Consider the following 23,863-nt stretch of genomic DNA (forward strand, 5'->3'; position numbering starts at 1 on the left):
TTTTCGTGACCGAACGGCCGCTTAGCGGCGCTTAGCCGGCATCCGACAAAAACCGTTGGATGACTGCCTCGAGCCCATTTTGACTGATGCTGCGCGATGTCCCAATGACAGCAATGCACAGAAAGCGGACTTTGCAAAGTGCAGAAGACTGCTCAAACCGGGCATTCCTTCTAATAGCAGCGTATACGGCTATGAACAGGAAGCAGGCTCAACCGTTGCGCTCCAACAACTTGTGTCCTGAATAAGCTTCTTCTGTATCGTTTGATTGATCTTCCTTGATCGGTAGGATGGGTAAACCTTCAAAACTAATCTGGGGTTAAAAATGTACAGGTATGTGCTGACAACATTGGCTTTGTTTTTTGCAAGCTTACTTCATGCCGCTGGTATGGAGCGGTGGGGTGAAACCGGCGACTGGACAATCCTGATTGATCCCGAAAAGGGCAACGGCTGTCTCGCATGGAAGCCCTTTGAAAATGATATGACCGTTGAAATCGGCGCAGCACCCAATCAGGCCGGCGGCTTTTTTGCCGCTTTTAATCCGGCCTGGATTCAAATCGAGGATGGGGCGACCGGGGTCGTACAGTTCGATTTTGGTGATGCGAAGTTTGAAGGCGAAGCGGTGGGTGTCTTTAAGAATGGCGTGCCCGGTGGTTACGCCTTTTTCGACAACCCGGCATTTGTGACCGAGTTTGGAAAACGCCAAAGTGTCACGATTATTGGTGAAAGCGGGGCTGAGGTTGAACTAGATCTCAGCGGGTCTGCAAAAGCAATCGAAGCGGTTCTGGCGTGTCAGACCGAACAGCCGGAACCACTGAAGAACTAGGTGCGTCCGATTACTGCAATTGATTGATGTCTGGCACACAGGGTTGCCTGTCGGCAGGCATAGCATCAGCGCCTTCAGGGGCCTTGTTTCTGGACCCGCCCACATCAAGCTTGAACTTTGGCGACGAAAGCTGGCCAGTCACATCAAAGGGCCAGGCGCTTCGGGATAGGGGTTTGCCAACGCGCCGCGGCTCCGCTCTTATTGCTATCGTATCATTCAGCCAATCCACTTGCCCCCTTGCAACCAATTGAACCGATCCTGTTTCTATTACGATGGAATTTGAACTGACTTGTCCGGCCTGGATATCAACCGGGGCAACGACGCAAGTTATGTCGGTGTAGCCTTTTCTGAACTCCTCTGAAAACAGCCAGGGGAAAATGCCCAGCCCCGCCAGTTCCAATAAGCTGGTGCTGATATAGCCCTGCGACATCGACAAAGACGCGTTGCCGCGCATCGAGTTGATGAAGGCCTTGCCCGAGGCAGTATTGCCAGAAACGTTGAACTCACCGCTCAAACGGCCATAGGCATCAATTCCAATTCCCAATTCATCAAGGATTTCACCAAATTCCCATCCTGAGGTCGATCCTGACAATGAAAGCCAATCAGGTGAGTCAATCAGGTCCATGACCGCCCGCAGGCTGAAGTTTCCGCCGCCATAAGACATCTGAAGAGGTCCTAAATCCACGGTTCCTTCTTTGGCAGACATTTGGCTGGAAACAGATGTTACGCGTTGTTGGCCTAAAATCTCTTTGAATTCGATTTGTACCTCGACGTCAGCTTCTCTTAGCACGCGTTGCACATCCAGAAGATCGGCAGGTTTCCCTTTTTCCTTTGGCAACACCAGGGGCTGGACATCTGTCTCCTTCGGCAAAACCAAGGGCTGAACTTCGGCGTCAGGTTCTTTTGAGGCCTCGCCCATCAAGCTTTTCAGTTGGTCCAACACGGCAGTCAGGTTCTTCAGGTCGTTGAGGTCGAGCTTTTCACTCGTGATGTTGCCACGGACGACGGATGCACCTTCGGGAAACTGTGCATCCAAAGCTGCACGAAGATGCGAAGACCCGGCCTCGAACTGGATTGCGGCATCAAAGTCTTCACCCTGCCTGGAGGTTTCAGAATCGATAGCGAGTGCTCCGATTTCAACAGGTTGCAGGTTGAGCGCGGTCAGAAACTGGGCACCGTCGTCGACATCCAGTTCCACATCGAAATCGAGACCGGCCAGACCTTTGAGTTCGTTGACAGATAGTGCGAGATCGAGCGCCCATAGTTCGGTGCCATAGTTGGTAGCATTGAACCTATTGAGAGAAACCGGGCCGCCTGTATTGGATATGTTGAAATCAGCTTCGATACCGCCGAATTGGTCTACGTAGCTTTTATCGAGGTTGGGAAAAATCAACTTGGCGGGCCCGTTCAGCTCCCCATCGAAAGTTACGTCCTGAAGCTGAAGCAGATCGAGAATTTCCCCCTCGGCTTTCAGGACAGGCTCTTCAATTGGACCGGCTTGCAGCGCGATGCCCAGCATGGCGAGCCGGCCGTCTGGCATGCGACGAATGGTTTCGATAGAGGCTGGACCGATTACGTCTAACCCCTGGTCAAACGCATTTGTTTGAAAAAGTAGCTTCTCGAATTCGAAGGACGTCAGAGATCCGACCATATGCATTTCAAAGCCGGTGAATTTCAGCTCTTGGATACTTTTTGCTGCTGGCGGCGGCTGTCCTTCGGGATGAAGCCGCGCATTGAAAAGCAGATCGACGCCCTGAGCGGTGTAGAGGTCATCTATTGAACCCTCAGCTTCAAGTTTCTGCCCTCCCTCCAAGCTTACGGTGGTTGTAAACGCTTCGATTTTTAGGGCGTCTTGGGACACGAGTTCAGCTTGCAACTGGCCATTGCCTTCCAAAACACGTTCCAATCCAATGACATCCAGAAAATCACCGAATTCTCCGGTGTCCATCTCCAATACAGCTCGATAGCCACCACCTTCGTCTTCCGTGAAGGGTTCGCCATCATAGCTCACGGTCATTTCTCCAAAACTGGCCCGCGTCGTAAATGGCGCGGCGCGAGGGTAGTCGCCATCGATATTGAAACCCTGACCGTTGACGGAGCCGGAACCATAGACCTTTGTTCGTTGCCCATTGTCGACTAGTGCGAGCGCGAGTGACTGGAGGTCAAATACAAACGAGAAGCCCGAGACCTTGTCGTCGATGTTTAACCCGATAGACGTGAAACTGACGTTCTTGTCGCTCAGAAAGTTCAGGATCCCACTGCCTTCAGTGTCGCTTTCATTGATCCTATCAGCGCTAGCGACGTCTGTTTGATCATCCGCTGATACAGTTTCCTCGGACACCGGCTTGGGTGTTGGCCCGTTTTTTCGCCAGCTTGTTGTGCCGTCTGCGGCTGTAAGAATATTCGCTTGGAGGCCTTCCACTACCAGATTGTCAAAATGCAGACGTCCATTGGTCAACGCGGCAATGTCCAACTCCAGTTCAAGCAGATTCAATTCTACAAGTGGTGACTCCGGCATTGTCTGGCTCGGGATGACCACCCCGCCGACGTAAATGTGACTAATGCGTCCAAGCACGACGCTTACATCATCGTTGACCAACAGAGGCCGACCAATTTGTTCCGATAGTACTCTTTCTACAAGGCCACGTCGCATGTCCGAGAACATCGGAGCAGCAAGCAACAACCAGACAAAAGCGATTGCAGCGAAGGCTAGAAATGCAACAAGCCCAACTATTCTTACGAGCCAAACCCTCATGTGCTCCCCTATTGCAGCTCACACTGCTTCGAATTTCCGCCAATTAGAAGTCACCAATGCTACTGGCAATTTAGCACGCTTAGAATTGCGCATCTCTTTTAGGATGACGTGTTCATCGGTCCAAAGCCGCAAGTATTCGAGCATCTCGCTCGTAAGGGTCCTCGCGGAAATGAACGGTCCCATCTTCGACCCACGCAGTCCAATAGGTCAAAAGGACCGGCATGGGCTCGGGTAGGTTAACTCGCGTTGTCTTCCCGCTATCCAGGATGGATTGCATCTTTTGCCGGCTCCAGTCCGGCTCTCCCTCCATCAAAAGGCTGGCAAATTCGAATGGATACTCAAGACGCACGCAGCCTGAACTTAGGTTTCGCTCATTTCGGTCGAAGAGACTGCGGTCGTTGGTGTCATGCAAGTACACTGCGTATTCGTTGGGAAACATGAACTTGACTAATCCTAACGCATTGTCTGGACCCGGTTGCTGAACCAAAGTGACGCCAGGGTTCTTTGCCCCCCAGTTCACAGCGTTGGCAGGAATCGTCTGCCCGTCTTTGTTCCGAACTACGTAATTGTTGCGCGCCAGATAGGCTGGATCCTTGCGGATGCGCGAAAGCTTATCCTTCCGAAAAATCGAGGCGGGAACAGTCCAAGTCGGATTGAATTCCATGTATTCAATTTCATCTCGGAACACTGGGGTTTTTCGGTAGGCTGATCCTGTGATCGACCGAGTGGTCCAAAGCGTCCCATCGGACGTGACCAAGTAAGTACGAGCGCCTGCAATGTTTACCAGCACGAACTCTTCGTCGATTTCGCGCATGAGCCAGCGGCCTCGTTCCAGGCTGAGCCGCAATTTATCTATGCGATCTTCGACAGATTTGTTGAGAGACGCGAAGGTCTTACCACCAACGACGCCATCTGCCTCCAAGCCGTGACGATTTTGAAAGGTTTTTACCTGTCGCACCAAATGATCGTCATAAACCCAAGCTGGATTTATACCGCTTTGGCTGATTTCTGGAAATTCATTTGTTCCATCGTAGCCTTCTGTCGCTAACCTTTTGCGCAGTTCGGCGACGGCAGGATCCACCATTTCCGGCTTCAGAACCGTTTCTTCGGGGACTGTGTTCCAGCCTCCCTTTGATGCGATAGCTCTGTATTTTCTCAATGCATCAACGAGCATCGTATATTGCGCGTTGTCGATATCGATGCGTTCAATTAAAGCGCTGAAGCCTTCATCTTGAAGATAGTGGCTCAATACAGCGGAAGGGTCTTGTTGTATTACTGGCTTTGAGAAATTCCAAGCGTCGTCTAGCGCATTTGGATCGACTTTTCCAAACACCAAATGGTGTACGAGTTTTACGGCCGCGTCAGTCGCCAGAATATCGAATAAAGCTCGACTGGAGGCATCGCCATCCTGTGAGGCTTTGAATGCGGATCGAAGCTCTTCTAGTTTGAAGTCACTCGGCGTAAAACCCTGATCAATTGCTCCGTCCAACTCCTCAAAAAGCTCGTCAACCAATTCAAAACTGGTCCAAGCTGGCGTAAATTCTCTGTCCGTATAGAAACGAGGTACAAGGATTTCTGCATCCAAACTCTTGCTGTTTGAAAGTGTACTACTCGCATTCGTATTTGACTGCAGCAGCGCTTTTATCTGCTCCGAGACTTGGTCTGCTGCGCCCAAGTTAGGGCATGTTATCAGCGTTGCAGTTAGTGCAGTTGCAACCACTGATCTAAGAACTTTCACCATCCCCTCCTGACTAGTCAATCTATATTTGGTTGCTGTAACATAGGATACTCCAACATTTTGTATAATCAAATCGTAATTTATTGTTCTCAGATTTTGCTCGCAAAGCGGACCTACTTCACGGGCATATCATCGAACATCGAGGTCGTGCTTTAACCGGCAAGGCGACGATCCAAACCAACGGCGACACGTTCGTGTAAACGCACTTGGGTTTTTGTAGCCCAAGTTCTTTCCGATATCTGTTATAGAAAGGCGCCCCTCGGTCAGCCATTGCTCCGCCTGACGCATTTTCGCGCTGTCTACGAGATTTGCTCCTGTCGTGCCGTGTCTTGCAAGTTCTCTTTGAAGCATTTTGGGATGCAAACCGATGAATTTTGCAAACCCGTCCAAGCCAGGCCATGCGGAGGAACCTACGGCAACATGGTATCAGAGTGCTTTCGCGTATCCACGCTGGACTACGGACGTCTCCACCGAAGAAGAACTAGAAGATGTCCTCTCCTTGCTGCAACAGGGCCTTGATGAAGGCGCACTCGGGATTGGTGTCAATTCTGGCTACGTTCCCGGTGTCGGTGGCAAGGAACTTCAACGTGTTTGGGAGACTGCGGCCGAAAACAACGTTCCGATCAGTACACATATGAGGAATTGGTCGCAGGTTGATCCATTGAGCTCGCTTGAAGGTCTCAACATGGTCCTCGGTCTAGCTGCAACTACTGGTGCGCGAACTAATATTTGCCACCTGCATTCAACAAATCTCCACGACACACTTACGGCCGCCGAAATGGTGGCGTCGGCGAGGGAATTGGGTGTCGATGTGACGACCGAGGTTTATCCCTACGGGATCGCAACAATGCCTATTGCCTCAGCGGTACTCTTGCAGGAGGGCGACGAGTTTCGAAACCGGATGGGAATCGATTTTGACTCAGTTCGCCTAGTGGCCAAACAGCGTTGGATCGAAGACGAAGCTGATATCCGCAACGAGCAAGAGGAAGATCCAGGGCAATTCATAATTATGGAGTATTTGGATGAAAAGAAAGCCAGTGACGCTGAAATCCTGAAACAGGTAACAGCAAAACCATGGATCGCCATTGCATCGGACTCAATACCGTACACTCTCCCAGATGGGACTCCGGTTATTGGGAGCACTTGGCCTGTACCCGAGAATGCGCAATCAAATCCCCGGAGCGCTGGCACATTCGCCAAGTTTTTGAGGGTCTGGGTGCGAGAAGATCAACTTCTGGATTGGCCTCAAGCTATCGCGAAGGTTTCGCTAATCCCTGCGCAACTCTTTGACGGTCTCGTACCTTCAATGGAACGCAAAGGGCGTCTGCAAGTAGGCATGGACGCAGACATCACCGTATTCGATCCAGACACGATCAGTGATCGAGCCAACATCGACAAACCAGCAGAAGCTTCGGTGGGCGTAGAGTATCTCCTCGTCAACGGAACAGTGCTCATCAGTGATGGAGAGATCGACACAGAGTTACTGCCAGGAAAGGCAATAAAGAACAAATAACCTACAACTTCAAGCGGCAGCTTCGTCCCGCTAAGCAGCCTTCCGCGCGGGCTGCAGTAAACGATTCATTCCTGCGTTTCCGGAAGTTCGTGAATGGAACAGCGAACTTCAGATTTGAGACCACCTACGACCAATTTTCTCGAATCAATTGGTCTTAAAGATGGGGTGCCATTAAATAATGTTATAAAACAATTGGTTGCATTAGTTTCGGGCGACTTGTCGCAATTGAGCTTGCCAAGATCTTGCCAAGATCTTGCCAAGAAAGTTTTGGCAAAATTTTGGCAATTTGCCGCTCACAATGCATAGGTCGCGAAGATGGAGATTGGTAAACTTTTGAAATATTTGGGAAATTTTGGCTCCGGCGGTAGGGATCGAACCTACGACCAATTGATTAACAGTCAACTGCTCTACCGCTGAGCTACGCCGGAACTGAGGGCCGTATAGCAACCTCGTTTTTGGCCGACAAGACAAGATCGTCATAAGAGCTGAAAAAAGTTCTTTGGTTAGCCCAACCTTTCAAAAAGCGCATTCACGGAAAGCTGGCCTTTTGGTGAAGCCTTTGATTTTCCGCATAAATCGACAAGATGTGCAAAAACATTGCGCTCGGCGGCGGGTAGAAGGGCCGCAGGGGTTTCTGTGTATATCCTTTCGGCCAGGTCGCGTGCGGTGCCGGGCTTTTCCTCCAGTGCGGTCAGAATCTGGGCTTCGCGTTCAAGCCGGTGATTGATCAGCCAGTCCAGACGCTCGGTTGGATTCTGAATCGGTGCTCCGTGACCGGCATGAAAACTGCTCCAGTCACGTTCGCGCAGGCGGTAGCAGGCGTTCATGAAATCAGTCAGATCACCATCTGGTGGTGACACAAGAGAGCTGGCCCAACCCATGACGTGATCTGCGGAAAAACAGACATCCGACCAACCCAGCGCGATATGGTTGCCCAGATGACCGGGGGTGTGAGTGACGTCGAGTTGCCAGCCGTCGCCTTGGATAACTTCGCCGTCTGAAACCTCGATATCCGGACGGAAATCGGTGTCGATGCCTTCGCCGCCGCCTGCGAGGCCCTGTTCCGCCAATTCGGACATAACTGCGCTGCGGCCAGATTCGGGGCCGCCAAATGCCAAAATCGGGGCACCTGTGCGGGCGGCCAATGGTGCGGCAAGGGGCGAGTGATCAAGATGCGTGTGCGTTACAATAATATGGCTGATCCGCTGGCCGGGCTGCAAAGCATCCAGAATCGCCTGAAGATGACCCTCATTCAGTGGGCCGGGATCAATGACGGCGCAGTCCTTATCACCCAATAGATATGTGTTGGTGCCCCGATATGTCATTGGCGATGGATTGGGGGCCAGAATGCGCCTTAGGCCCGTCTGTAACTCGACAGCCATACCGGGGCGCGGGTTGAAATCGTCGGGAGCCTGCATTCTGTACTCTTTCTCTTGTCGGATCAGCCCGTTAGGTTTAGCGCATGTCCAGTCGGTGGCTCAAATCCTATATGCCGCGCAGTCTCTATGCGCGTGCGGTTCTGATCCTGGTTCTTCCGGTGATCGTTCTTCTGTTGGTGGTCGGCGTCGCGTTCATTCAAAAACACCTTGAGGATGTGACCGCGCAAATGACCAGCGCGGCTGCACGTGAGGTCGACCTGATTACAGACACGATGGCAGACGCCGAAACGCAGCATCAGGCCATTGCCGCGATTCGACAGGACATTGCCTCATTGGAAATGAAGGCCCGATTTCTAGGGATCAATGAAGGGCCCGATATTGGATACCGCAGATGGTATGACTTCATCGCGCCACAGGTAGAAGCCGATCTGCACGAACAATTGCTGGATCTTGTGGCAGTCGCTCTGCCAACGGGCGATCAGGCGCGGCTGTATATGCGGACCCATCTAGGCTTGCTTGAGCTGACACTGGATCGCCGTCGCTTGTCCCCAACCGCGCCGCACCAGTTGATCGTGACCATGGTTTTCTTCGCGGTGATCATGACTTCGATTTCCTTTTTGTACATGCGCAATCAACTTCGGCCGATCACTCGACTGGCGAATGCAGCGCAGGCATTTGGCCGGGGCAGGGTTGTGCCTTATTCACCCGGTGGGGCAATTGAAGTCCGCGCAGCGGGCAGTGCGTTTCTGGACATGCGCGCGCGAATTGAACGCCAGATGGAACAGCGCACACTGATGTTGTCGGGGGTCAGTCACGATCTCAGAACCCCGTTGACGCGACTGAAACTGGGCCTGTCCATGCTGCCCGACGATGAAGCCGCGCCGCTGCAACAGGATGTGGATGAAATGCAGTTGCTGTTGGACGCATTTCTGGACTTTTCGCGCGGGGCCGCAGAGGGCCCGCCGGAAACCGTTCAGCCCGAGATTTTGCTGAGGCAGATTGTCGAGGATGCACGCCGCGCGGGTCACGAAGCCAGCTTGGTCTCGGTCGAGGGCGAGGGTACGGCTTTGCTGCGTCCCACTGCCATTCGCCGGGCCGTTGAGAACTTGATCGGAAACGCGGTCAGGTACGGTAACAAGGCCGAAGTCAGCCTGTCGATGACGCCCAAGACGATCCGTTTTCGGGTTGAGGATGACGGCCCCGGTATTCCACAGAATCAGCGCACCGAGGCAGTTAAACCGTTTTCTCGCCTTGATCCCGCGCGGAATCAGAATCAGGGCAGCGGTGTTGGTCTTGGCCTTGCGATCGTCTCGGACATCGCGCGCGCGCATGGCGGGGTGTTACGTTTGGGCAAAAGCGAAAGGCTGGGCGGGCTGTGCGCGGACATAATCATCGGTCGATGACTCGGGGCAACTGGTCCGCTTTGGACGTAGGTTTTTTGACAATCGCCAAAATGTGCTAGGATGAATCCGAAGGAAAGGTAGAGAGCATTTATGCTTTTTTAGGCCGTCTGTCGGGGATTTAGGTCAAAGGTCCGGTCGCGCGTGTTTCGCGTCGGTGTATTCACATTGACCGAAAGTCGAAATTTCTGATTTGCGCGCCTTGGTAAATGGTGAGGTTAAGATTTTGAATAAGTTGCTTATTTTTATTGGTGTCGTAATCGCAGGCGTGATTTATTTCGGGTGGTTTGAACCCTGTGACGAATTCTACACAGCCTGTCAGTATGTGGGCTTGCGTTGAAGCGGTTTTTTGGTAGGCCCGGAGGGACTCGAACCCCCAACCAAAGCGTTATGAGCGCTCTGCTCTAACCAATTGAGCTACAGGCCCGCCTAAGCGCCTTGCGTACCACGGTGAACAGCCGCGTCAAGCCTGACCGTTGCAACATGTCCAACAATCGACTAACCCGCGCGTGAACCATTCATAAGGGGTTGGCCATGACAGCGGGCAAGAACGGAATCACCTATGCTGATGCAGGCGTTGACATTGATGCGGGGAACGCTCTGGTCGACCGGATCAAGCCTGCGGCCAAGCGGACGAACCGCTCGGGCGTGATGAGCGGTCTGGGCGGATTTGGCGCGCTGTTCGACCTCAAGGACGCAGGTTATAGCGACCCGATTCTGGTGGGCGCGACCGATGGTGTAGGTACCAAGCTGCGCATCGCCATTGATACCGGTGTAGTTGACGGTGTGGGCATTGATCTGGTGGCCATGTGCGTCAACGACCTGATCTGTCAGGGCGCCGAGCCGCTGTTCTTCCTCGACTATTTCGCCACCGGCAAGTTGGACACAGATACCGCCGCGCGGATCATCGAAGGCATCGCTGAGGGCTGTGTACAGTCTGGTTGCGCCCTGATCGGGGGTGAGACCGCGGAAATGCCTGGCATGTACCCCGAAGGCGATTTCGACCTGGCCGGTTTCTCGGTCGGCGCGATGGAGCGTGGCGCGCATCTGCCCGCAGACGTGCAGCAGGGTGATGTGCTGCTAGGGTTGGCCTCGAACGGGGTGCATTCCAACGGCTATTCGTTGGTGCGCAAACTGGTTGAACTCTCGGGGCTGGGCTGGGATGCCGCCTCGCCGTTCAGCGAAGGCTCGCTGGGCGAGGCGCTGCTGACGCCGACGCGTTTGTATGTCAAGCAGGCGTTGCAAGCGATCCGGGCAGGGGGCGTTCACGCGCTGGCGCACATCACTGGTGGCGGCCTGACTGAAAACCTGCCGCGGGTACTGCCTGATGAGTTGGGTGCGCAGATTGATCTGAATGCGTGGGACTTGCCGCCCGTTTTCCGCTGGATGGCTGACGTTGGTGGCATAGCCGAGGCTGAAATGCTAAAGACCTTCAACTGCGGTATCGGCATGATCGTCGTTTGCGACGCCGCGCAAGCAGATGAACTGACCACTTTGTTGGCCGAGGCAGGTGAGACCGTTGCCCGGATCGGCAGCGTCACAGACGTGCCCGGCGTATCTTATTCGGGCCACCTGCTGTGAGCTACAAGCGCGTCGCGATCTTAATTTCGGGTGGCGGTTCCAACATGGTGTCGCTGGTCGACAGCATGACTGGCGATCACCCTGCGCGACCGTGTCTGGTGCTGTCCAACGATCCGCAGGCGGGCGGCTTGGTGAAAGCCGCCGACCGCGGCATCGCTACGGCTGCGGTTGATCACCGACCGTTCAAGGGGGACCGCGCCGCTTTTGAGGCCGAGTTGCTGAAGCCCTTGGAGCAAGCCCAACCTGACATCGTGTGCCTTGCTGGTTTCATGCGGGTTTTGACGGCGGATTTTGTGTCGCGATTTCAGGGCCGGATGCTGAATATCCACCCGTCACTGTTGCCAAAATACAAGGGTTTGAATACCCACGCCCGGGCAATCGAAGCAGACGATGTTGAACATGGCTGCTCGGTTCATGAGGTCACGGCCGCATTGGATGACGGTCCAATCCTGGGTCAGGCCCGTTTGAACATTGAACCAGATGAGACGCCCGAAGCGCTGGCTGCACGTGTCCTGGTATTAGAGCACAAACTCTACCCGGCGGTGCTTAGACGTTATGCAGGCGCGGATCGCACCCCGGTGTTGCTGCCTTGAACATTTCAGGGTGATTTACACTTACGTGATATTCGGCCTATGGTCTGCACTACGGCTCGGTATGTCAAAAAACTGACGGGCAGTCACAAAGAACAAAAGCAAGAATAGCACCACGAATGAAAACCCTGACAACGACGCAAGAGTTGGCCGAGTTCTGCACGGCGGCTGCGGATCATGACTATGTCACCGTGGACACCGAGTTTCTGCGGGAACGCACCTACTATTCCAAACTCTGCCTGCTGCAACTTGCGGTTCCTTCCTCGGACGAGGGCAGTGCTGTTCTTGTTGATCCTTTGTCGGACGGACTGTCGCTGGACCCGTTGTACGAGCTTTTTGCTAACGAAAGTGTTGTCAAAGTCTTCCATGCGGCCCGGCAGGATCTTGAGATTTTCTGGGTCGAGGCTGGCGTGTTCCCCAAGCCGTTGTTTGACACGCAAGTGGCGGCGATGGTTTGCGGTTTTGGTGAACAGGTTGGTTATGAAACGCTGGTGCGCAAGATTTGCAAACAAGGTTTGGACAAGACCTCACGCTTTACAGATTGGTCCCGGAGGCCACTGTCCGAAGCGCAAAAAAACTATGCTCTGGCAGATGTAACGCACCTGCGGCAAATCTACGAACATTTGGCCGCTGAGTTGGAGAAATCCCAGCGTAGCCATTGGGTCGCCGAAGAGTTGCGGACACTGACCTTGCCTGACACATACGATATTCGCCCAGAAGACGCTTGGAAGCGGGTAAAGACGCGGACAAATTCCGCCAAGTTTCTGGCCGTCGTGCGCGAATTGGCCCGGTTCCGCGAGGCTTATGCGCAGGAAAATAATGTACCGCGCAGCCGTGTGTTCAAGGATGATGCACTGATCGAACTTGCATCTACCAAGCCGAAATCGCCGTCAGACCTGGGTGGCTCTCGTTTGTTGCTGCGCGAAGCCCGCAAGGGGGCTATTGCCGAAGGTATTTTGAACGCTGTCAAACAAGGGGTCAGTTGCCCGCCCGAACAAATGCCGCGCGTGGACACCAGCCGAGACAAGCTTAAGGTCAATCCTGCGCTGGCGGACCTTTTGCGCGTGTTGCTGAAGTCAAAAACCGAAAGCGCGGGCGTTGCGGCAAAGCTGATCGCAACCAGTTCCGAGTTGGATCAGATTGCCGCCGGTGAGCGCGACGTGCCGGCCATGTCAGGCTGGCGTTTCGAGGTGTTCGGCGAGGACGCCCTCAAACTGTGTGAAGGTAAGATCGCTTTGGCTGCCAAGGGGCAAACGGTGAAGGTCGTCACGCTTTAGCGACAGTTACCGGCGCCTGGATTCCAGTGCGTTCTGCTGACCGACGACCCGAACCAGACGGGTGTTTTGCAGGTCATCCAGGCTAACATTAACCGCATCGGACACCGCTCGTGACCGTTCTGTCCCCTGATTGGTGGCGTAGCTGGGGTAGCTGACCCGGAACGTGAACTCCAGAACCCCGTTCTTTTGGTTCTCTGCGTTTTCAACCCGGACAAGTTGGGCCCCATAAGCGCCTTGGCGCGCAGCGGTACCCCTTACATAAATGATGGCACCCGAGGGCGTGGGGTTAATCCGCAGCTCATCAACCTTGGCGATCGGCACGCTGTTGTCCACGGGATCAGGTCTTGAAAACAGGCCGGACCCTTCGCGTTCTGGCGGTACCAGGACGTTGGGGTCATAGGCCGCCTCGGTGGGTGGTGGGGTCGACGTGCTGGACCCGAACCAGTTGGATGGGTTCGCCCGCGAGTCGCTCCAACTGTTGCAGGCAGACAGTGTCAGTGCGGCGATCATAAGGAGTGACAGTGATTTTTGCATAGACCCAGCTCAGAGCATTAAATTCCGCAATGGGTTATCGTAATTTGCAAGCTTTGAAAACCCATGGCAGGGCTGGACAGATGCGGGTGCGCGGCATAGTTCTCCTGTATGGTCGCAACAAAAGGATCGCCGCAAGATGGCAACGCCAGCCTTTGAAGAAATCGTTGAGGATTTCGAGTTTCTGGAGGACTGGGAAGACCGGTACCGCCACGTCATAGAACAGGGCAAAGCGATGGAGCCGTTGGACGATGCGCTCAAGGTGCCCGCGACCAAGGTGAATGGCTGTGCCAGCCAAGTATGGTTGCAACCCATTATTGAAGGTGGTGTGTTTCGCTTTGATGGCGACAGCGATGCGTTGATCGTGCGGGGCCTGATCGCTGTGCTGCGGTCGCTTTATAACGGCTTGCCGGTTGCAGAGGTGCCAAAGGTCGATGCAGGCGGAGAATTGGCGCGGCTGGGCCTAAATGATCACCTGTCCGCCCAGCGTTCAAATGGCCTGCGGGCGATGATCCAGCGCATTCGGGAAGTGGCTCAGGAAAACGCCTGACCCCGTTAGTTATTGGGCGCGCGAGTGGCCCAATCGGCAAGCGTGGTTTCAAGGTCTCCATACCCGGTAAAGCGACGCTCGAACGCCAGCCCCATCCGGTCGGCGCAGTCGCGGGCGCGATCTGTCAGATCCGGATCGTCCGTCTGTGCCTGATAGACCAGTTTCGTGTAATTCCCGAAATACATGTCCCTGAGTTCGGGGTGACGATCCAAGCCCAGCGGTTTCCAGACAAAGGCATCGAATTGGCGGGCCAGAAAGTCCGTCAGATAGAACGCCGTGGTTTCGTCTTCGCCACGCGCGTCGAAGGCCTGATTGCCTTCAAAAAACGAATAGCAGTGCGGGCCCTGAACCATCTCAACCCCCAATTCGGCACAGGCTTTTTGGAGCAGCCCCCCGGTGCCGCAATCAGCATAGACAACAAAGATCTGGTCATATTCGTCGCGATGCTTGGCGACGGCCTCTTCAACAGCTTGCGTGATCCGTTCTGGATGAACATGCAATATCGCGGGCAGGCAGGTCAGCGATATGTGATCCCAGCCGTTACGATTTTTCAGGTCAAGAATTTCACGCGCCAGCGCGCCACAGGCCAGCAGAAGAATACTGCCCGAGCGCCCGGTTTCACTATAGCCTTGCGACGTCAGGCTTTCGTCATCTGGCGGGCTGTTGTGCTGCATGGCTTTGTTCCGGCTGCGATTGCGACATCAAAGGCCGAAATCGGGGTGAAGACAAGCCTGCTTACGACATCCCGCGCTAGGCGACCGACGCTTGCGTCTCGAAGTGCTGTAGCGACGGACGGGCAGGGGGACCGTATGCGGTAATTCCTTGATCTGCCAGTGTCGGGAACAGGTTCAGAATCTCGGTCCGTGTCGCGTCGGTCAAACTATTCCAGGCTTGGATGCCCGGATGAAAGCTCTCGGTCAAACACCCCTCGGCCCAGACCAGTTCGTGTTGATCAAACATCAGGTGATAGTAGGTAATAAGGCCGCCTGCTTGCATCACGATGTCATTGCCGTTCACCAATTGGGTTGCGGGCGCCAGCGCCTCGGAAAATCCGGTGTTTAACTCAACCTGCCAAGTGTCAATCAGCATTCTGTGCTGTTGGGACACCAGTAAATCCCTGCTGTTTCCAAGTGCTCCGGCCTTGAAAAGAACGGGCGCGAATGCACCGGTGGCGCGAACGGTTCGGCGACCGACCCAGCGCAACGTCTGCAATCCGTGATCCAGTGTTTTAATCCTGTCGCCGATCCGAAGGTCTTCAACCGCGACAGCTCCGTATTCTGTTTCAATCAGGGTGCCGGTGGTAAAGCACGTGGCAATGTCCCACTCTTGGCGGTTAGAGTTCAGACCGCTGGCTGTATCTGTGTTAATACTGTTGAAGGTTACGGAGCGGATGCCCTGATCCTCTAGCGCGGCCTGATCCGTGTTGGCCGAAAACTCCGGTACCAGATAGGTATTTCCAGCATCATCCTGCGCCACTACGGCAGTTATGTTCGCCGTAGTTCCGTCGACATAGGTAATTGTAGCGTTATACGCGACCGCCGCATCGAATTGGGCCGTGTTGCCATCAATCGAGAAAGAGTCGGTGTCGACACTTGCGTTGTTTTCATAGGTGCCGCCGGGATTTCCCACCGGGCTCCAGACAGCGGCTTCCTCGAACAGGGGGTCGCCTTGGCCACCAAAGGTCTGGCCGACAAGCGCACTCGCGTTTTCAGCAGTGTTGTTGCCCTCGGTCGGGTCGATGATCGGAAGCGTTCCGAGGAAAAGCACATTGAACGTCGTAGGCATAAACTACCTCGTAAAAACTGGTCACTTATCGAGCTTAAATCGCAATGCTCGGCATCACGAAACCAAACTCTAAAATAATGAAGTTCTTTTCAAGGCGTCCAACAAAAAGACCGCCCGGGTTGGGCGGTCTCGTTCAAATCTGTGTCACTATTGTCAACCGGCGAGTTGATTGTGTTTGCGAGAAACGAAGTCCTTGGCCATTTCCACGGCCACAGCCGCATCGCGGCAGTAGCCATCGGCCCCAATCGCTTTGCCGAACTCTTCGTTCAGCGGTGCGCCACCGACCAGAACAATATACTCTTCGCGCAGGCCTTGTTCGACCATAGTGTCGATCACAACCTTCATGTAGGGCATGGTCGTGGTCAGCAGGGCGGACATGCCCAGAATGTCGGGTTTCTCGGATTCCAGCGCTTCGAGGTAGTTTTCGACCGGGTTGTTGATGCCGATATCCACAACATCGAAACCAGCGCCTTCCATCATCATCGAAACAAGGTTCTTGCCGATGTCATGGATGTCGCCTTTCACGGTGCCGATAACCATCTTACCAACGCGCGGTGCACCGGTTTCAGCCAACAGCGGTTTCAGGATGGCCATGCCACCCTTCATTGCATTTGCGGCCAGCAGAACCTCCGGCACGAACAGGATGCCGTCCCGGAAGTCATGGCCAACGATGGTCATGCCACCGACCAGGGCTTTGGTCAGGATGTCATAGGGGGTCCATCCGCGCTCCAGCAGGATGTTCACACCTTCTTCGATTTCTTCTTTCAGGCCGTCATAAAGATCGTCGAACATCTGTTCGACCAGTTCGTCGTCGTTTAGTTCGGACAGGACGATGTCTTCTTCATCGGACATGGGGCGTTTCCCTGAGCTGTTCGGGCATTGCGCCCGTGGTGGCATTTTTTCCGTTTTGGCCATTTCGCCGCAGTTCGACTGTGACGATTGCGACCTTGGCGGTTCCGGGACCGACCTATACGGCAAATTATTGATCAACTCGACGTCATTTTCTGCATGAACATCCTGCATTTCGTTCAGAAAAGGTGGCGGTACGCGGGTCTTTGTCCGGATGCTCAATTCCCAACGAAACTTCCGAAATGCTTGCCGCTGACGCAGAACGGGCGTATGCATAAGTTAGAACAAAAGGGCAACATCATGGTTTCGCACAACATCAAGGCCCGGGGGACCCTGTCAAATTCCGCAGGCCGGTTTGAGAGGTATGAGACCGAATCTTTTGACGATGGGTGGGATGCGGAGGACGATCTTCCTGTTCTTCGGACCGAGGTTCGCCAAGAGGTTGCGCGCAGCGTGATAACCTATAACCGATCGCCCGACTTGCCTTTTGACCGTTCCATTAATCCCTATCGGGGATGTGAACATGGGTGTGTCTATTGCTTTGCGCGTCCAAGCCACGCATATCTTGGCCTTTCCCCGGGATTGGATTTTGAAACCCGTTTGGTTGCGCGACCCAACGCGGCGGCGGTCCTCAGAAAAGAGCTGTCGGCGCGTGGTTATAAGGTCGCGCCACTTGCGTTGGGAACAAACACCGATCCATATCAACCTATTGAGCGTGACCTATCAATCACCAGATCTTGTTTGACAGTTCTGCAGGAGTTTCGGCATCCCATCGGAATTGTGACCAAGGGCACTCTGATCGAGCGGGATTTGGACATACTGTCAGAAATGGCGCAGGATGGGTTGGTGAGGGTCGGGATTTCATTGACCACCTTGGACGCTGACCTGTCTCGAAGGATGGAGCCACGCGCGCCATCACCCCAGCGTCGTCTAGCCGTTATGCGAAGGTTGACTGGGGCAGGGGTGCCGGTGCGCGTCATGACGTCGCCCTTGATCCCAGGGCTAACAGATCACGAGTTGGAGGCCCTGCTGGAAGCCGGGCGAGATGCAGGTGCAGACGCCGCAAGCTGGATCATGCTGCGGTTGCCGCGCGAAGTATCGGGCTTGTGGCAGGACTGGTTGAAGCAACACGAACCGGCCCGCGCCGAAAAGATCATGTCAAAACTCCGCGAGATGCACGGGGGGCGGGATTATGATCCGCGTTGGGGGCACCGGATGCGCGGAGAGGGGGAATACGCAGGGGTGATCGCAAAAAGGTTCGCCTTGGCCGTCAAACGGTTGGGTCTTGCGATGCGAACTCCGTCCCTGCGATGTGATTTGTTTTCCAAACCAGCGCAGGCCGGAGATCAACTTTGCCTGTTCTGAATCAAAACCGCCCCGGAGTTCTGATCCGGGGCGGTTTGTTTTAATCTGGCAAATCAGCGGTTCTCGATATCCACATAGTCGCGGTTGGTTTCACCCAAATACAACTGACGCGGACGGCCGATCTTGTTCTGCGGATCCGCGATCATCTCTTTCCACTGGCTGACCCAGCCAACGGTGCGCGACAAGGCAAAGATCGGGGTGAACATCGACGTCGGGAAGCCCATCGCCTCGAGGATGATGCCCGAGTAGAAGTCCACGTTCGGGAACAGTTTCTTCTCGGCGAAATACGGATCTTCCAGAGCCTGTTTTTCCAGCGCTTTGGCGACCTGCAGCTTCGGGTTGTCCTCGATGCCCAAGAGGTCCAGCACTTCGTCCGCCGACTGCTTCATCACTTTCGCACGGGGGTCGAAGTTCTTGTAAACCCGGTGGCCAAAGCCCATCAGACGGAACGGGTCGTTCTTGTCCTTCGCGCGGGCGATAAATTCGGGGATTCGATCAACGCTGCCGATCTCTTCCAGCATTTCCAGACAGGCCTGGTTCGCACCACCATGGGCCGGACCCCACAAACATGCGATGCCGGCCGCGATACAGGCGAACGGGTTCGCACCCGAGGACGAGGCCAAGCGCACGGTCGAGGTCGAGGCGTTCTGTTCGTGGTCCGCGTGCAGGGTGAAAATACGATCCATAGCACGGCTGAGGATCGGGTTGACCTCATATTCTTCCGCCGGAACGCTGAAACACATGCGCAGGAAGTTCGACGCATAGTCCAGATCGTTGCGCGGATACACGAAGGGCTGACCGGTGTGATACTTGAACGCCCACGCCGCAATCGTCGGCATCTTGGCGATCAGGCGGTGCGAGGCGACCTCGCGCTGATGCGGGTCCGAGATATCGGTCGAGTCGTGATAGAAGGCGGACATCGCACCAACCACGCCGACCATGATCGCCATCGGGTGCGCGTCACGGCGGAAGCCACGATAGAAGTACTGCATCTGCTCGTGCAGCATAGTGTGGCGGGTGATCGTCGTCTCGAACTTTTCAAGAACGGGTGCTGTCGGCAGTTCTCCGTACAGCAGCAGGTAGCACACCTCGAGGAAGTGAGATTTGCCAGCCAACTGGTCGATCGGATAGCCGCGGTGCAGCAGTTCACCCTTTTCACCGTCAATATAGGTGATGGTACTGTCGCAGCTCGCGGTTGAGGTGAAACCGGGGTCATACGTGAACACACCCGCCTGCCCATACAGTTTGCGGATGTCGATTACGTCAGGACCGGCGGTCGGCGAATGAACCGGCAACTCGTACGTTTCACCATGGACTGTCAGAGTGGCTGATTTATTGCTGTCGGTCATAGTGTCCCTTCCTCATTCATGCGCAAGTCGGATCGCTGTCCGAACTTACGGGCAACGGATGCGCGCAAACGCGCAGTCCGGGTGTTAGCGGAGCAGCGTTACCCAAATGTGAAGCTTTGGTTTAACTTGCTGCATCAGAAAGCCGTGCAAGGGTTTCTTCTCGCCCCAACACAAGCATCATGTCAAAGACCGAAGGTGTCACAGCCCGACCCGCCAATGCCGCCCGCAAGGGTCCAGCCAGCTTGCCGAACTTCAGCCCATTCGCTTCCGCAAAGGAATTCAGGGCATCCTCCAGTTCGTTTCGCGACCAGCTAACATTTTGCAACTGCGGCGTCAATTCATTCAGTATACCATCGGATACAGAGTTAAGGGCTTTTTGGGCTTTCTCATCTGGCTGAATGGGGCGGGATGCCAATACAAATTGCGCTTTTTCAAGGAGTTCAGGAAAGGTGCGGGCTCGATCCTTGAGGCAATACATCGCACGTTGTAGATCACTGGATTGTGTGTTGCTGAGAGCAGGCAATCCAGCCGCGGCAAGATAGGCTTCGATCTCTTGCCGCAATGCAGCATCATCTGCAACGGCTATGTGTTGGCCGCACAGGTTCTCGAGCTTTTTCAGATCGAAACGGGCCGGGCTTTTGCCGATTCCGTCAAGATCAAACCATTCTTTGGCCTGTTCGTCGGTAAAGAACTCATCGTCCCCATGGCTCCAACCCAGCCGCGCGAGGTAATTGCGCATCCCGGCAGCGGGGTAACCCATGGCTTGATATTCTTGCGCACCCAATGCGCCGTGGCGTTTGGACAGCTTCTTGCCGTCAGGTCCGTGGATCAGGGGGATGTGGGCCCAGACCGGTACGTCCCATCCCATCGCCTCGTAAATCATCATCTGGCGCGCGGCGTTGTTCAGGTGGTCGTCGCCCCGGATCACATTGGTGACGCCCATGTCGTGATCGTCTACCACCACGGCCAACATATAGACCGGCGTCCCGTCCGAGCGCAGCAGGATCATGTCGTCCAACTGATCGTTGCGGATGGTTACTTCCCCCTGCACCTGATCGCGGATCACGGTTGCACCGTCTTGCGGGGCCTTGATGCGGATCACAAAGGGCGCGTCCGGGTGGGTCGCAGGATCTGCGTCGCGCCATGGGCTGCGGAACAAGGTGGACGTGCCCTCGGCGCGGGCCTGTTCACGGAACGCTGCAATCTCATCCTGGGTCGAAAAACATTTGTAAGCCTTACCCTCGGCCAGCAATTGACGGGCAACCTCGGCGTGGCGGTCGGCACCTTCGAATTGGCTGATCACGTCGCCATCATGATCCAGCCCCAGCCATGCCATGCCTTGCAAGATTGCCGCTGTCGCCTCGGGGGTCGAGCGTTCGCGGTCGGTGTCTTCGATCCGCAGCAGGAACTTACCACCACGTCCACGAGCATAAAGCCAGTTGAACAGCGCAGTACGCGCGCCGCCGATGTGCAAGAAGCCGGTGGGTGAAGGAGCGAAACGAGTGACGACCTGATCGGACATTTTGTGGATTAACCTTTTGGTAACCGTGTCGGGCATAGTTTGGCGCCTGTCTAACGAGCCGGAGGGACGGGGGCAACCATGCGTGTTCTGGCACGGGTCGAGGCGGCATTGCTGAACCAGACGGGCCATTTGTTCCAGTGGTCTCCAGTGTGTCTTGCCATAGGCATTGCGCTGTATTTCTCGCTCAGGCTTGAACCGGGATGGCACTTTTATGGAGCCCTATTGGGCGTCATCGCTGTGGGTGCGTGGGCTGTCAGACACTGGCGTTCGGTCTGGGTGTCCTTGGCGATTGGCGGTATGCTTGTCGCGGCTGGATTTGTTCTGGCAGGTGCGCGGGCGCACTCTGTAGCGGAACCGGTTCTTGGATGGCGGTACTATGGTCCGATCGAAGGGCGCGTGGTCGCAATTGATCGTTCCGCCTCTGACGCGTTGCGGGTGACACTTGATCACGTGCGGCTGAATGATGTGCCGGAGGACTTGCGCCCCCAGCGGGTTCGCCTGTCTCTGCACGGCACGGATGTATCAGTGTCGCCGGGGCAAAGGATCGTGACCACAGGTCACCTATCTCCTCCGCAAGGCCCGGTTGAGCCGGGCGGCTTCGATTTTCGCCGTCACGCGTGGTTTCAGGGGCTCGGGGCTGTTGGGTATACCCGGGTTCCTGTTCTGACGGCTTCCGCTGCTGACGAAACTGGCCTGCGTATTACAGCATGGCGCATGGCGATATCCAACCATGTTCGAACGAAACTACCGGGTGAGGTCGGAGGGTTCGCGGCCGCTGTGACCACTGGCGACCGCAGCGGCATGGGGCAAGAAACGCTGACAACCCTGCGCGCGTCCAACCTTGCGCACCTACTTGCGATTTCTGGCCTGCACATGGGGCTGTTGACCGGATTTGTGTTTGTTGCTTGCCGGATCGCGCTGTCGGCGTTGCCCGTGATTGCCCTTAGGTGGCCGGTCCGTAAATTGGCGGCGGTGTGCGCATTGCTTGCGGCTGTCATCTATCTGATGCTGTCTGGCGGAAATGTCGCCACCGAACGCGCCTTCATCATGGCAAGTGTCATGCTGGTCGCCGTTCTGATCGACCGCCGCGCGATTTCTCTGCGCGCAGTTGCGGTTGCGGCCCTTATTGTCCTGTGTTTACGGCCGGAAACTCTGCTGAGTCCGGGTTTTCAGATGTCATTCGCAGCAACAACGGCCTTGGTCGCGGTGTTTGGTGAATTGCGTGACTATGGCCCTTTGCCAGGCCCGAAATGGTTCAAGCCTGTAATTGGCTTACTTTTGTCGTCTGCCATTGCCGGGTTGGCGACGGCTCCTATTGGCGCTGCGCATTTCAACAGTTTGTCGCACTATGGATTGTTGGCCAACATGCTGTCTGTTCCCGTGATGGGAACCGTAGTGGTTCCGTCGGCGGTGGTCGCCGCCTTGCTCGCCCCCTTTGGTCTTGAGGGGGTGGCTTTGGGTGTAATGGGCCTTGGGCTTGAATGGATTCTGACAGTATCGGATTGGGTATCCGGATTGGATGGCGCGCAAAGTCACGTGGTCAGCCCGCCCTTCCATGTGTTGCCGATGTTCGCATTGGGCGCATTGTGGCTAGCGCTATGGCTTGGGTCCGCGCGGTGGATCGGTGGGGTGGTGGTCCTGGCCGCGTTCCTTCTTTTGGGGCAGGGTGATCGCCCCGAAGTCCTGGTCGCGGAATCCGGAGGTCTTGTTGGCGTCATGACGGACAAGGGCAGGGCGGTGAGCAAAAGGAAAGGCAGCGGTTTTGTCGCTACGGTCTGGTTAGAGAACGACGGGGATGGCGTGGATCAGCAGCAATCGGCAGATCGTTGGCCTCAGGGGTCAAACTTGGTTCAACGCCATTTGTGGCGTGGCAAAGAGCTGATCCATATCACCGGCAAACGCGCCGCGCGCGCATTTGACGAGTGTGCCGAGCATCAGATCATCATATCCGCTGTTTCTATGGACCTGCCGGGCAACTGCCAGATATTTGACCCTCAGCGCCTTTCGAATACCGGGAGCCTTGCGCTCCATGGCAACACGTTCAGAACCAGTAGAGATGAAATTGGCAACAGACTGTGGTCCCCATTTGAGGACAAGGACCACAAGTTCGATCAGTAGCTGCGGATCAAACCAACCAGCCGGCCTTGAACCTTGACCTTTTCTTCGGGCAGGACGCGGGTTTCATAGGCGGGGTTGGCGGCCTCCAGTGCGATGGCGTGACCACGGCGGAAGAACCGCTTCAAAGTCGCCTCCTGATCTTCAACAAGGGCCACAACGATATCACCGTTATCCGCGACAGAGGTTTCTTTGATCACAACGACGTCGCCATCATTGATGCCCGCGTCGATCATCGAATCGCCACGCACCTCCAGCGCATAATGTTCGCCTTTGCCGGACACCATGCTGCCGGGGACAGCAACGCGATGCGACACATGGCTGATCGCTTCGATCGGCACACCGGCGGCGATACGTCCCATTACGGGCAGTTCCATGGCGTCGACCGTCACCGGTTCAAAATTCGCCGGTCTCGGGCCTAGAGGTTTGTCGCCCTCAATCACGCGGGGTTTGAAAGCAACCGTTGGCTCACCGCCAAGACTTTCCGGTAGCTTGACGATTTCGATCGCACGAGCGCGATGCGCCAATCGGCGAATAAACCCGCGTTCTTCAAGCGCGGTAATCAGTCGATGGATGCCTGACTTGGATCTGAGGTCCAATGCGGCCTTCATCTCGTCAAAACTGGGGGGAACACCATCCGCTTGCACGCGTTTGTGGATGAATTCCAACAAATCCAACTGCTTCTTGGTCAGCATTGCTCACACCTCGTCGGTCATGCGTTTTATTTTGTTCTACGCATGT

At 55.2% G+C, this 23,863-nt stretch carries 21 protein-coding genes and 2 tRNA genes; 10 read left to right on the top strand and 13 right to left on the bottom strand.

The features are described 5' to 3' along the window. Window positions 1-322: 322 nt before the first annotated feature. On the top strand, window positions 323-823 hold the full coding sequence (locus GOV87_RS07845; RefSeq protein WP_171211395.1) for a hypothetical protein: 501 nt from the start codon (window positions 323-325) through the stop codon (window positions 821-823). A gap of 10 nt (window positions 824-833) precedes the next feature. Here the strand turns inward: GOV87_RS07845 and GOV87_RS07850 are convergent, their stop codons facing one another. The 3 genes from GOV87_RS07850 to GOV87_RS20650 all read right to left on the bottom strand — a co-directional run bounded on the left by GOV87_RS07850 (window position 834) and on the right by GOV87_RS20650 (window position 5,667). Continuing rightward, window positions 834-3,578: an AsmA family protein gene (locus GOV87_RS07850; protein WP_171211396.1), complete on the bottom strand. Its 2,745-nt coding sequence runs from the start codon at window positions 3,576-3,578 to the stop codon at window positions 834-836. A gap of 112 nt (window positions 3,579-3,690) precedes the next feature. After that, window positions 3,691-5,316, bottom strand: a complete 1,626-nt coding sequence (locus tag GOV87_RS07855) for a murein L,D-transpeptidase (RefSeq protein WP_371813479.1) — start codon at window positions 5,314-5,316, stop codon at window positions 3,691-3,693. A gap of 129 nt (window positions 5,317-5,445) precedes the next feature. Beyond that, on the bottom strand, window positions 5,446-5,667 hold the full coding sequence (locus GOV87_RS20650; protein ID WP_371813482.1) for a helix-turn-helix domain-containing protein: 222 nt from the start codon (window positions 5,665-5,667) through the stop codon (window positions 5,446-5,448). 16 nt (window positions 5,668-5,683) lie between these two features. Between GOV87_RS20650 and GOV87_RS07865 the strand changes: the two genes are divergently transcribed. Next, entirely contained in the window at window positions 5,684-6,829 is a 1,146-nt protein-coding gene (locus GOV87_RS07865; protein WP_171211398.1) for an amidohydrolase family protein, read from the top strand. 93 nt (window positions 6,830-6,922) lie between these two features. Then, window positions 6,923-7,135 carry a hypothetical protein gene (locus GOV87_RS07870; protein ID WP_171211399.1) on the top strand — a complete coding sequence of 71 codons (213 nt, stop codon included), beginning with the start codon at window positions 6,923-6,925 and terminating at the stop codon, window positions 7,133-7,135. Window positions 7,136-7,182: 47 nt separating this feature from the next. Here the strand turns inward: GOV87_RS07870 and GOV87_RS07875 are convergent. Continuing rightward, window positions 7,183-7,257 (bottom strand) — tRNA-Asn (locus tag GOV87_RS07875). Window positions 7,258-7,332: 75 nt separating this feature from the next. Beyond that, the gene (locus GOV87_RS07880) at window positions 7,333-8,247 is read right to left on the bottom strand and encodes an MBL fold metallo-hydrolase (RefSeq protein ID WP_171211400.1); all 915 of its coding nucleotides are present in this window, start codon (window positions 8,245-8,247) and stop codon (window positions 7,333-7,335) included. Window positions 8,248-8,291: 44 nt separating this feature from the next. Between GOV87_RS07880 and GOV87_RS07885 the strand changes: the two genes are divergently transcribed. After that, on the top strand, window positions 8,292-9,611 hold the full coding sequence (locus GOV87_RS07885; protein ID WP_171211401.1) for an ATP-binding protein: 1,320 nt from the start codon (window positions 8,292-8,294) through the stop codon (window positions 9,609-9,611). Window positions 9,612-9,958: 347 nt separating this feature from the next. On the opposite strand, the gene GOV87_RS07890 is transcribed toward GOV87_RS07885, so the two are convergent. Then, window positions 9,959-10,035 (bottom strand) — tRNA-Ile (locus GOV87_RS07890). Window positions 10,036-10,142: 107 nt separating this feature from the next. Here GOV87_RS07890 and purM point away from each other — a divergent pair. The 3 genes from purM to rnd all read left to right on the top strand — a co-directional run bounded on the left by purM (window position 10,143) and on the right by rnd (window position 13,056). Further along, window positions 10,143-11,189 carry a phosphoribosylformylglycinamidine cyclo-ligase gene (gene purM, locus GOV87_RS07895; RefSeq protein ID WP_171211402.1) on the top strand — a complete coding sequence of 349 codons (1,047 nt, stop codon included), beginning with the start codon at window positions 10,143-10,145 and terminating at the stop codon, window positions 11,187-11,189. Beyond that, complete coding sequence (purN, locus tag GOV87_RS07900) at window positions 11,186-11,782, top strand: phosphoribosylglycinamide formyltransferase (protein ID WP_171211403.1); 597 nt, start codon at window positions 11,186-11,188, stop codon at window positions 11,780-11,782. The genes purM and purN overlap by 4 nt, the downstream gene beginning before the upstream one ends. A gap of 116 nt (window positions 11,783-11,898) precedes the next feature. Next, window positions 11,899-13,056 carry a ribonuclease D gene (gene rnd, locus GOV87_RS07905; protein ID WP_171211404.1) on the top strand — a complete coding sequence of 386 codons (1,158 nt, stop codon included), beginning with the start codon at window positions 11,899-11,901 and terminating at the stop codon, window positions 13,054-13,056. Between the two features lie 6 nt (window positions 13,057-13,062). Here rnd and GOV87_RS07910 read toward each other — a convergent pair whose 3' ends face one another. Next, window positions 13,063-13,590, bottom strand: coding sequence for a hypothetical protein (locus GOV87_RS07910; RefSeq protein WP_171124859.1), 528 nt, complete (start codon window positions 13,588-13,590; stop codon window positions 13,063-13,065). Between the two features lie 136 nt (window positions 13,591-13,726). On the opposite strand from GOV87_RS07910, the gene GOV87_RS07915 reads away from it, so the two are divergent. After that, the gene (locus GOV87_RS07915) at window positions 13,727-14,137 is read left to right on the top strand and encodes a SufE family protein (protein WP_171121559.1); all 411 of its coding nucleotides are present in this window, start codon (window positions 13,727-13,729) and stop codon (window positions 14,135-14,137) included. A 5-nt stretch (window positions 14,138-14,142) separates the two neighbouring features. On the opposite strand, the gene GOV87_RS07920 is transcribed toward GOV87_RS07915, so the two are convergent. The 3 genes from GOV87_RS07920 to GOV87_RS07930 form a co-directional block, all read right to left on the bottom strand. Beyond that, a complete protein-coding gene (locus tag GOV87_RS07920; protein WP_171211405.1) occupies window positions 14,143-14,811 on the bottom strand; it encodes a DUF1638 domain-containing protein in 669 nt (222 codons plus the stop codon). A gap of 76 nt (window positions 14,812-14,887) precedes the next feature. Beyond that, window positions 14,888-15,922 (bottom strand): Hint domain-containing protein, encoded by a 1,035-nt coding sequence (locus GOV87_RS07925; RefSeq protein ID WP_171211406.1) that lies wholly within the window; start codon window positions 15,920-15,922, stop codon window positions 14,888-14,890. 153 nt (window positions 15,923-16,075) lie between these two features. Beyond that, window positions 16,076-16,774 carry a B12-binding domain-containing protein gene (locus GOV87_RS07930; RefSeq protein WP_171121556.1) on the bottom strand — a complete coding sequence of 233 codons (699 nt, stop codon included), beginning with the start codon at window positions 16,772-16,774 and terminating at the stop codon, window positions 16,076-16,078. Window positions 16,775-17,041: 267 nt separating this feature from the next. Here GOV87_RS07930 and GOV87_RS07935 point away from each other — a divergent pair, with 267 nt between their 5' ends. Beyond that, on the top strand, window positions 17,042-18,136 hold the full coding sequence (locus GOV87_RS07935) for a PA0069 family radical SAM protein (RefSeq protein ID WP_254447334.1): 1,095 nt from the start codon (window positions 17,042-17,044) through the stop codon (window positions 18,134-18,136). Between the two features lie 53 nt (window positions 18,137-18,189). Here GOV87_RS07935 and gltA read toward each other — a convergent pair whose 3' ends face one another. Continuing rightward, window positions 18,190-19,485, bottom strand: a complete 1,296-nt coding sequence (gene gltA / locus GOV87_RS07940) for a citrate synthase (RefSeq protein ID WP_171124867.1) — start codon at window positions 19,483-19,485, stop codon at window positions 18,190-18,192. Window positions 19,486-19,606: 121 nt separating this feature from the next. After that, a complete protein-coding gene (gltX, locus tag GOV87_RS07945) occupies window positions 19,607-21,007 on the bottom strand; it encodes a glutamate--tRNA ligase (protein ID WP_171211583.1) in 1,401 nt (466 codons plus the stop codon). A gap of 78 nt (window positions 21,008-21,085) precedes the next feature. Between gltX and GOV87_RS07950 the strand changes: the two genes are divergently transcribed. Next, window positions 21,086-23,125, top strand: a complete 2,040-nt coding sequence (locus tag GOV87_RS07950; protein WP_171211407.1) for a ComEC/Rec2 family competence protein — start codon at window positions 21,086-21,088, stop codon at window positions 23,123-23,125. Here GOV87_RS07950 and lexA read toward each other — a convergent pair. Then, window positions 23,119-23,817 (bottom strand): transcriptional repressor LexA, encoded by a 699-nt coding sequence (gene lexA / locus GOV87_RS07955; protein WP_171211408.1) that lies wholly within the window; start codon window positions 23,815-23,817, stop codon window positions 23,119-23,121. The genes GOV87_RS07950 and lexA overlap by 7 nt on opposite strands. Window positions 23,818-23,863 lie beyond the last annotated feature (46 nt).

Source organism: Ruegeria sp. HKCCA5426 (assembly GCF_013034585.1).
Lineage (GTDB): Bacteria > Pseudomonadota > Alphaproteobacteria > Rhodobacterales > Rhodobacteraceae > Ruegeria.

Coding starts and splice junctions, on each gene's coding strand:
- gltX (WP_171211583.1), bottom strand. CDS start 21,007: ATGTCCGATCAGGTCGTCACTCGTTTCGCTCCTTCACCCACCGGCTTC.
- GOV87_RS07915 (WP_171121559.1), top strand. CDS start 13,727: ATGGCAACGCCAGCCTTTGAAGAAATCGTTGAGGATTTCGAGTTTCTG.
- GOV87_RS20650 (WP_371813482.1), bottom strand. CDS start 5,667: ATGCTTCAAAGAGAACTTGCAAGACACGGCACGACAGGAGCAAATCTC.
- GOV87_RS07870 (WP_171211399.1), top strand. CDS start 6,923: ATGGAACAGCGAACTTCAGATTTGAGACCACCTACGACCAATTTTCTC.
- GOV87_RS07910 (WP_171124859.1), bottom strand. CDS start 13,590: ATGCAAAAATCACTGTCACTCCTTATGATCGCCGCACTGACACTGTCT.
- gltA (WP_171124867.1), bottom strand. CDS start 19,485: ATGACCGACAGCAATAAATCAGCCACTCTGACAGTCCATGGTGAAACG.
- GOV87_RS07950 (WP_171211407.1), top strand. CDS start 21,086: ATGCGTGTTCTGGCACGGGTCGAGGCGGCATTGCTGAACCAGACGGGC.
- lexA (WP_171211408.1), bottom strand. CDS start 23,817: ATGCTGACCAAGAAGCAGTTGGATTTGTTGGAATTCATCCACAAACGC.
- GOV87_RS07845 (WP_171211395.1), top strand. CDS start 323: ATGTACAGGTATGTGCTGACAACATTGGCTTTGTTTTTTGCAAGCTTA.
- purM (WP_171211402.1), top strand. CDS start 10,143: ATGACAGCGGGCAAGAACGGAATCACCTATGCTGATGCAGGCGTTGAC.
- rnd (WP_171211404.1), top strand. CDS start 11,899: ATGAAAACCCTGACAACGACGCAAGAGTTGGCCGAGTTCTGCACGGCG.
- GOV87_RS07920 (WP_171211405.1), bottom strand. CDS start 14,811: ATGCAGCACAACAGCCCGCCAGATGACGAAAGCCTGACGTCGCAAGGC.
- GOV87_RS07930 (WP_171121556.1), bottom strand. CDS start 16,774: ATGTCCGATGAAGAAGACATCGTCCTGTCCGAACTAAACGACGACGAA.
- GOV87_RS07935 (WP_254447334.1), top strand. CDS start 17,042: ATGCATAAGTTAGAACAAAAGGGCAACATCATGGTTTCGCACAACATC.
- GOV87_RS07865 (WP_171211398.1), top strand. CDS start 5,684: ATGAATTTTGCAAACCCGTCCAAGCCAGGCCATGCGGAGGAACCTACG.
- GOV87_RS07885 (WP_171211401.1), top strand. CDS start 8,292: ATGTCCAGTCGGTGGCTCAAATCCTATATGCCGCGCAGTCTCTATGCG.
- GOV87_RS07850 (WP_171211396.1), bottom strand. CDS start 3,578: ATGAGGGTTTGGCTCGTAAGAATAGTTGGGCTTGTTGCATTTCTAGCC.
- GOV87_RS07925 (WP_171211406.1), bottom strand. CDS start 15,922: ATGCCTACGACGTTCAATGTGCTTTTCCTCGGAACGCTTCCGATCATC.
- GOV87_RS07880 (WP_171211400.1), bottom strand. CDS start 8,247: ATGCAGGCTCCCGACGATTTCAACCCGCGCCCCGGTATGGCTGTCGAG.